Raw genomic sequence first — 5,653 nt, 5'->3', positions numbered from 1 at the left:
CGGGACTTAGCAGTTGCAGTGCTGCAAGAGCGGCTTGGTGACGCTACGACAAATCCGGATGCCGATTTGGGGGTTCGCGTGAACCGTGTGATTTGTATGTAAAAGCCACAAATTGCGGTGAGGCCAAAAGGGAAAGTGAAGGGCATATATGCCATTTCCCTTTTCATTGTGCGACCTGACCACACAACAGTGTTACCGACCTAGAATGCTTGACTGAAAAAGGAAACGTGATGACGAAGCTTTCGGTATTAGACCTTGTGCGGATCAAGCAGGGCGGAGATGCCCGCTCCGCCCTCGACGACACGCGAGACCTTGCGGCCCACCTGGAGCGGTGGAATTACGGGCGCATCTGGATCTCGGAGCACCACAACGCCTCCGGGATCGCGAGCGCCGCGACCGCGCTCGTGCTTGCACACATCGGCGCGGCGACGAGCACGATCCGCCTCGCCGCGGGCGGCATTATGCTTCCCAATCACGCTCCCTACGTGATCGCGGAGCAGTTCGGGACGCTCGCCCAACTCTTTCCAGGCCGCGTCGATCTAGGGCTCGGCCGCGCGCCCGGCACCGACCAAATGGCAGTCCGTGCGCTGAGACGGCCGCCCCAAGCCTCCGACTCGTTTCCCCAGGACGTGATCGAGCTTCAGGCGTACTTTGAACCTTCGTCGCCCGGACAACGGCTCGTGGCGGCTCCCGCCGATGGGACGGAAGTCCCTTTGATCATCCTGGGTTCGAGCCTGTTCGGCGCGGCGCTGGCAGGAGATCTCGGCCTGCCCTACGCCTTCGCCTCGCACTTCGCTCCCGACCTTCTCCTGGACGCGCTGAGGATCTACCGCGAGCGGTTCAAGCCTTCCAAGCAGATGGCTCGCCCTTACGCGATGGTCGGCGTGAACGTTGTGGCCGCTGACACCGACTATGAGGCGCGCCGCCTCGCGACCTCGCAGCAGAAGTCGTTCGCCGACCTTTTGCAACACGGCACGTCCGGTCCCCTGGAGCCACCAATCAACAACATCGACGACTACTGGTCGCCCCGAGCAAAGGCGCAGGCGGGGCGCCTGCTCGCACGCTCGGTAGTCGGTGGGCTGACCATCGTCAAGGAGGGACTGGAAGCACTGCTACAGGAGACCTCCGCGGACGAGCTTATCCTCGTGTCCGATGTCTACGAACGTGCAGCCCGGCTTCGGTCGTTCGAGATCGTGGCATCGGTCATGGGTTTGACGACACCTTAGAGCTAGAAATTAGTCGCTCCTCAGTAACGATGGCGCTCGTCGAAGACACTGGGCTTGATGCTTTCGACGCCGGCACGCTCGCCGATTCGTGGCGTCAGCAACCCGGCACGCCCTGCTATTGCACCGATCTCACGCGCGAACAGATGGCGGCAGCCCTGGCATCTGCCGACGCATCACGATCGCCAAAGCGCCGGGACTTGGCAGTTGCAGTGTTCCTAGAGCGGCTTGGTGACGCTACGACAAATCCGGATGCCGATTTCCTGGTTCGCGTGAACCGTGTGATTTATATGTAACGTGAGTTTGGGATGAAAAAGGGACAAGCAAGTAAGTTAAAAATTATATACACCAAAGCTTTACAGGCTCGTCCCACAATACCTCCAAGACTTAGAAAACTGCAAACCACTTTGCAGGTCGCTACACTTATCCCGCCTAACCTCTAACGGGATTTTTGTCAGAGGCCACAAGATTTCCGCCGAAGTTAGAGGATATAATTTCGGCCGCTGCAAAAATAGCCACAATCTCGCCCGGAAGGGGATCTTGATTTAAAATACCGTGTGTCACGCGCTTGGTACTATTTAATAGCCTTGGCGGTTCTAGGCTCTGGCTCAGGATATGCCTTTATCCTGATGAATCTGTAGTGACTCAAGCCCTGGCTCAGAAAATATTAAGATTATAGGTATTGAACTATTATATAGTGTGCTATATAATGGTGGTTGACTGGATTTTTAAATGGATAACAACTCGAACATCAACCAACGGCGACAGGTGGGGAGGCAGCTTTCCTTTGCCCTCTATAGTGCGTCGAACCGCGTCATTCGGCTTCATCGGCCCTTTCTTGAGCCTTTGGGTCTGACCTATCCTCAGTTTCTGGTCATGCTCGCTCTCTACGAGGGCACCCCGCGCACTGTTGGGGAAGTAGGGCAAGAGCTCGGTATGGATAACGGAACCTTGACGCCCCTCTTAAAGCGCCTTGAGAGCGCGGGGTTGGTGACGCGCACCCGCGACCAGCAGGACGAACGCCGCGTTCTTATCGATCTGACAGAAGCGGGCGAGGCACTCCGCGAGGCAGCGTGCTCGATCCCTGAAAAGATCGAGACGGCCTGCCGTCTCTCCGATGAAGACCTTGCCGAGCTTCGCGACACCTTGAACGCGCTGGCAATACCCCGTTCAGCCAAGGCTCTCGACCACGAACCACCTTCCAACTGACACCATCTTTTGAGGTTTCACGATGTCAAACGCAACACACCTTTCAAACGGTCTCATTGAATTAGAAAATGAACCATCACAAACGCTCTCTTTTGAAGAGACAGTTCGAGCGCGCCGCTCATTCCGCTCATTTTTACCAACACCCGTCCCTAACGCTCAAATAAAGCAAGTCTTGGAAGATGCACAATATTCTCCATCTAATTGCAACACGCAGCCGTGGAACACACACATCGTTTCGGGCGAAAAGATCAAAGAATTGGGCCGCATTCTAACCGAGCAAAACGAAGCGGAGAATTTCACGCCGGATTTTAGCTTCGATATGGAGTGCTTTTATGGCGCCTATAGTGAACGCCGAATTGAACACGGCAAAACCTTTTATGAGGCGATGGGTGTGGCGCGGGGCGACAAGATCGCGCGTCATAAAGCCGCTGCAAAAAATTACACCTTCTACGGTGCACCTCATGTCGCTCTGCTCTTCATGCCTTCCTTTGGAGATAATGTGCGCGTTGGCGGTGACATTGGAATGTATGGCCAGACGTTTTTGTTGTCTTTGACGGCGCGCGGTTTAGGAGGTATTCCGCAGACCGCCATTGGCTTTTTTGCACAGACCATCCGCGAATATTTGGGTATCTCCGATGAACTCAAGCTGATGTTTGCCATTGCGTTTGGCTATCCAGACTTCACAGCACCAGTCAACAGTGTTCGGATGGGGCGCGTTCCCGTCTCAGAGAGCGTGACCTTTCACCATTAAAAAATGTTCGGATGGGGATGATTGGTCATTTAACAGATGTAACCCACAGACCAGAAGTAAAAGCCGCGCTGGCGCAGGCTGACGCCGGGCAGATTGGTGGCTACCGCGCGCCCGGCCGACTCCTGCCGCGCGCCCCTACTTCGAGAATCACTCGGGGTAAGACCGGCCCAAATGATGTACAGCAGTGGAATGAGACTCTTACCCAGTACAAGGAAATCGTTTTATGAAGATAGGCATTCTTGGCACCGGCCATATCGGCACGACGCTGGTGACAAAACTGAGCGCGGCCGGACATGACGTGAAGGTCGCCAATTCGCGCGATCCCGAGACAATCGACGTCGACATCCTCAAGAACGGTGCCCGTGCGGTCACCTCCGCGGAGGCGGTCACACGGGTTGATGTGGTGATCATGTCCACGCCGCTTGGCGCCATCCCCCGGATCGCACCACTGTTCGCAGACGTGCCCGCCGAAACGGTGGTCATCGACACGTCCAACTATTATCCCAAGCGTGACGGCGAAATTGCGGCGATCGAAGGCGGGCAGGCCGAGAGCGAGTGGGTCGCCGAGCAGATCGGTCGCCCAATTGCCAAGGCATGGAACGCGATCACGTCCGCATCCTTCGCCGACAAGGGCGCGCCTGCAGGGGCAGCGGGTCGCATCGCAATCCCCGTCGCCGCCGATGGCGACCGGGAGCGCGACGTGGCGATGACGCTGGTCGACGAAACCGGTCTCGACGCGGTCTATTCAGGCACGCTTGCCGAGTCCTGGCGCCAGCAGCCCGGCTCGCCCTGTTACTGCACAGACCTCAGCCGCGAGGAGATGCCTGCCGCGCTCGCCTCGGCGGAACGTGAGCGCTTGCCCAGGCGCCGCGAGCTTGCGATCGAGGCGATCATGGAGCGGGTGGGTGATAGCACTACCAACCCTGATTCTGACTATGCCGTGCGCCTGACCCGCGCGCTGTTCATGTGAAGGCGGTCATGGGCTGGAGAACAACTTCCCCGCCCGTCACGCCGATCGTCCCGACCTACCACAACAGTGAGACGTGACATGGCTCGTCACACGATCATCGAGCCGCGCCACGCCTCTTCCCGTTCGACATCCACACAAACAACCGGAGAGCAATCATGGCGACCGACAACAGCCCGCTCATCTTCCTCATGGGCGTCACCGGCCAGACCGGCCGGCTAATCCTAGAGGATTTCGATCGCACGCCCGGCAATGCCCGCATCCGCGTCGGCGTGCGTAAGCAGAAGGATCTGGAGCGTCTGCGCGGCGAAGGCCGCGACGCCGTCCTGTTCGACCTCGACGATCCGCGAACCTTCGGCCCGGCGCTTTGTGGCGTCGATCGGCTCAATATCCTGACCGGCTACACGATCGCCATGACGCACCAGACCAAGACGCTGGTCGACGCCGCCAAGAAGGCGGGGGTGAAGCACATCGTCAATCAGGGCGTCTTTGCCAACGACGACTGCACCGACTCGAAATTCTCCTGGTTCGCGCTGGTCGAGTGCTACATCGAGGCCAGTGGCATACCCTGGACGCATCTGCACCCCAATATGTTCATGGATGGAATGTTGAACGTGTCGCCGCCGACGGGCGGTTCGTTCCCGGTGTTCTGGGGAGAGCAGCGGGTCGGCTACATCGCCGTTACAGATATTGCGGCGGTCACGGCCAAGGTCTTGCGCGACGGACCCGAGAACCACGCCTCGAAAAACTATTATCTCAGCACCGAGACGATGACGGGGCCCGAACTCGCCATCATGTTGAGCGAGGTCATGGGCCGCACGATCACCTGCGACGTGCGCCATCCAGCGGACATGGAAGCCTTGTTCAAGGCGGGCGGGTTGAAGGTCGAGGACTGGTACGCCAAGAGCTCGATAGAATTCTGCACACAACTGGCCGACGGGCGGCTGGGCTATTTCGGCACGGTGCGCGACGACATCCCATATCTGCTGGGTCGGCCCGGAACCAGTTTCCGTGCTTGGGCGACAGCACACCGGGCCGAACTGCTCGATCTGGTCGATCGGCGCGCCGACGAAACTCCCACGGAATAAGCCTCTTTTATCACTAGCGCGAGAGTATAATTCACTCGGGGTAAGACCGGCCCAAATGATGTACAGCAGTGGAATGAGACTCTTACCCAGTACAAGGAAATCGTTTTATGAAGATAGGCATTCTTGGCACTGGCCATATCGGGAAGACTTTGGCACGCAAACTCAGTGCAGCCGGACATGACGTGAAGGTGGCCAACTCTCGCGGCCCTGAGACGATCGAGGCCGATGTGCTGGCTTTCGGCGCACGCGCGGTCTCGACGGCCCAAGCTGTGGAGGACGTTGACGCGGTGATCCTCTCGATCCCTCTCAACCGCATTCCCACAATCGCGCCGCTAATCGCCAACCTACCAGCCGAGACAGTCGTCATCGACACGTCTAATTATTATCCCCACCGCGACGACAAGATCGATGCCAT

At 58.0% G+C, this 5,653-nt stretch carries 7 protein-coding genes; all 7 read left to right on the top strand.

Annotation, left to right across the window (positions count from 1 at the left end):
* The first annotated feature begins 209 nt into the window (after positions 1–209).
* Complete coding sequence (locus QUA57_RS28000) at positions 210–1,226, top strand: LLM class flavin-dependent oxidoreductase (RefSeq protein ID WP_333251525.1); 1,017 nt, start codon at positions 210–212, stop codon at positions 1,224–1,226.
* A 29-nt stretch (positions 1,227–1,255) separates the two neighbouring features.
* Complete coding sequence (locus QUA57_RS27995) at positions 1,256–1,519, top strand: hypothetical protein (protein WP_333221402.1); 264 nt, start codon at positions 1,256–1,258, stop codon at positions 1,517–1,519.
* A gap of 436 nt (positions 1,520–1,955) precedes the next feature.
* Entirely contained in the window at positions 1,956–2,432 is a 477-nt protein-coding gene (locus QUA57_RS27990; RefSeq protein WP_333251522.1) for a MarR family transcriptional regulator, read from the top strand.
* Positions 2,433–2,454: 22 nt separating this feature from the next.
* Complete coding sequence (locus QUA57_RS27985; RefSeq protein ID WP_190663286.1) at positions 2,455–3,183, top strand: nitroreductase; 729 nt, start codon at positions 2,455–2,457, stop codon at positions 3,181–3,183.
* 223 nt (positions 3,184–3,406) lie between these two features.
* Complete coding sequence (locus QUA57_RS27980; protein ID WP_333251516.1) at positions 3,407–4,153, top strand: NAD(P)-binding domain-containing protein; 747 nt, start codon at positions 3,407–3,409, stop codon at positions 4,151–4,153.
* 155 nt (positions 4,154–4,308) lie between these two features.
* Positions 4,309–5,238 carry an NmrA family NAD(P)-binding protein gene (locus QUA57_RS27975; protein WP_333251513.1) on the top strand — a complete coding sequence of 310 codons (930 nt, stop codon included), beginning with the start codon at positions 4,309–4,311 and terminating at the stop codon, positions 5,236–5,238.
* A 107-nt stretch (positions 5,239–5,345) separates the two neighbouring features.
* A partial coding sequence (locus QUA57_RS27970) for an NAD(P)-binding domain-containing protein (RefSeq protein ID WP_333251509.1) occupies positions 5,346–5,653 on the top strand: 308 nt, incomplete at its 3' end.

It is taken from the genome of Microcoleus sp. Pol7_B2, assembly GCF_036701035.1.
Classification (GTDB): domain Bacteria; phylum Cyanobacteriota; class Cyanobacteriia; order Cyanobacteriales; family Microcoleaceae; genus Microcoleus.
The sequence above is the reverse complement of the archived record's forward strand: the minus strand, read 5'-3'. Positions and strand labels throughout refer to the sequence as shown.